The sequence below is a fragment of the Henriciella sp. genome, from assembly GCF_049649345.1.
Classification (GTDB): Bacteria; Pseudomonadota; Alphaproteobacteria; order Caulobacterales; family Hyphomonadaceae; genus Henriciella.
In genome coordinates this window covers 1-1,709 of sequence record NZ_JBARZC010000627.1, presented here as the reverse complement: position 1 = coordinate 1,709, position 1,709 = coordinate 1, and the positions used below count along the sequence as shown (strand labels likewise).

Sequence of the window (1,709 nt, the reverse complement as noted above, 5' to 3'; positions counted from 1 at the left end):
CGGCTGGTGTCTCAGACGTGATGGTGAGACCCCGTTTCCGGGTCCAGCAGGCGATGCGCATGCAGGATGAAATATCTCATCTCGGCATTGTCGACCGTTCTCTGTGCAGCATTTTTCCAGGCGTCATAGGCCGCCTTGTAGCTTGGGAACGCTCCCACAAAGTCGATCTTGGAGAGATCCTCGAACTCGACGCCGCTCACATCCTTGAGTTCACCACCTATAACGATGTGTAGCAGCTGTTTGGCTTCCGGCATGTCTGCCATGGGTCTTCGCTCCGTCTGTTCAGTCTTGTCGTATGGCCGCACGGTCCAGTTGGGATCAGGCAGCCTAACGCCTTTGACGCGCTCCACTAACAGAGGATGCAACGCCTTTCCAGCCGCGATCAAACTCCTTTGGGCAGGTTCGCTGCGATTAAACAGGAAGGGCTCACCCATATGCGTCGTTGCGGCCCCGCCTGCCTCACGAACAATCACCGTGCCTGCGGCAAGGTCCCAGTCAGACTTTCGCCACAGCGCCAGCGTCGCGTCCCACTTGCCGGTCGCCACCCAGCACATTCTGAGCAGCGTTGCATTGGGCTTGGGCCGTGCAAGCTCCATGTCGGGCCAGGGAACACGCCAGGCCGGATGGGTCAGCATCGATTCCGACGCGATCATCCGGCAGCCTTCTTCCTGCCGGCAGGCGCTCACATGTATTGGCTCGCCATTGAGATAGGCACCCTTGCCGACTTCCGCGACATATGTTTCCCCGAGCACCGGCGCGTGGACGACGCCCGCCACAGCCTGTCCATATTCGATAACGGCGAGCCCGATGCACCAATAGGGCTGACCGCTCATAAAGGCGCGGGTCCCGTCGATCGGGTCAACGCACCAGATAGTGTCCTGAAGCTGCGTGCTTTTCGAGATCGAGGTTTCTTCTGATAGCCACCCATAGTCCGGATGGGCGGCCATCAGCCTCGATCCGATGAGCTTGTTCGATTCAATGTCAGCTTCGGTGACCGGGTGGCCCGGATATTTTTCCCAGCTTGGCGTCTGACCGCGCTCGAAATAAGCCAATGCGAGGCTTCCGGCCTCAATCGCAACTTCTTTCAGAAGCTGTGTCCGCTGAGAGAGGCCCGCCTCAGTTTCCTGCAATCGACATGTCCTCGATCAGAAGGCTTGGCGAATTGTGCCGCCCGCGGAATTCCAGATCAGAGGCCGGAACGAGCCGTGCGAACATGGCGGGCAGATCGCCGGCGATCGTCACCTCGGAGACCGGATACTGAACGGTGCCGCCTTCGAACCAGAAGCCGGCAACGCCAACAGAATAGTCGCCGGTATTCGGATTGATCGAAGGCCCGAACATGTCAGTTACCAGAAGTCCTTTTCCAACTTCCGCCATGAGCGTTTCGGGAGACTTTGACCCTGCTTCAATGTGCGTGTTCGAGGTCCCGACGCCGGGCGGATTGCCAAAGCCGCCACTGGCAAATCCATTCGGCTCCAGGCCGAGCTGTTTGGCCGATGATGTGTTGAGCAACCAGCGTGTTAGAGTGCCATCCTCGATGAGGTGTTTGCGTGCAACGGGCAGGCCTTCGCCGTCATGACTGCGGCAACCCAGCGCTTTCTTGAGAAAAGGATCGTCGATGATGTTCACGCCGTCGGCGAAGACTTTCTCTCCGAGCCGGTCCTTGAGAAAGCTGACACCGCGCGCGACAGAGGGGCCAGATATGGCGC

At 59.0% G+C, this 1,709-nt stretch carries 2 protein-coding genes; both read right to left on the bottom strand.

Features of this window, described 5'->3' with window-relative positions; all coding sequences use genetic code 11:
* Nucleotides 1-11: 11 nt before the first annotated feature.
* Nucleotides 12-1,130 (bottom strand): inositol monophosphatase family protein, encoded by a 1,119-nt coding sequence (locus WA989_RS17365; RefSeq protein WP_424341737.1) that lies wholly within the window; start codon nt 1,128-1,130, stop codon nt 12-14.
* The coding region (locus WA989_RS17360) for a metallopeptidase TldD-related protein (protein ID WP_424341736.1) at nt 1,117-1,709 on the bottom strand (593 nt) is incomplete at its 5' end. The genes WA989_RS17365 and WA989_RS17360, both read right to left, overlap by 14 nt.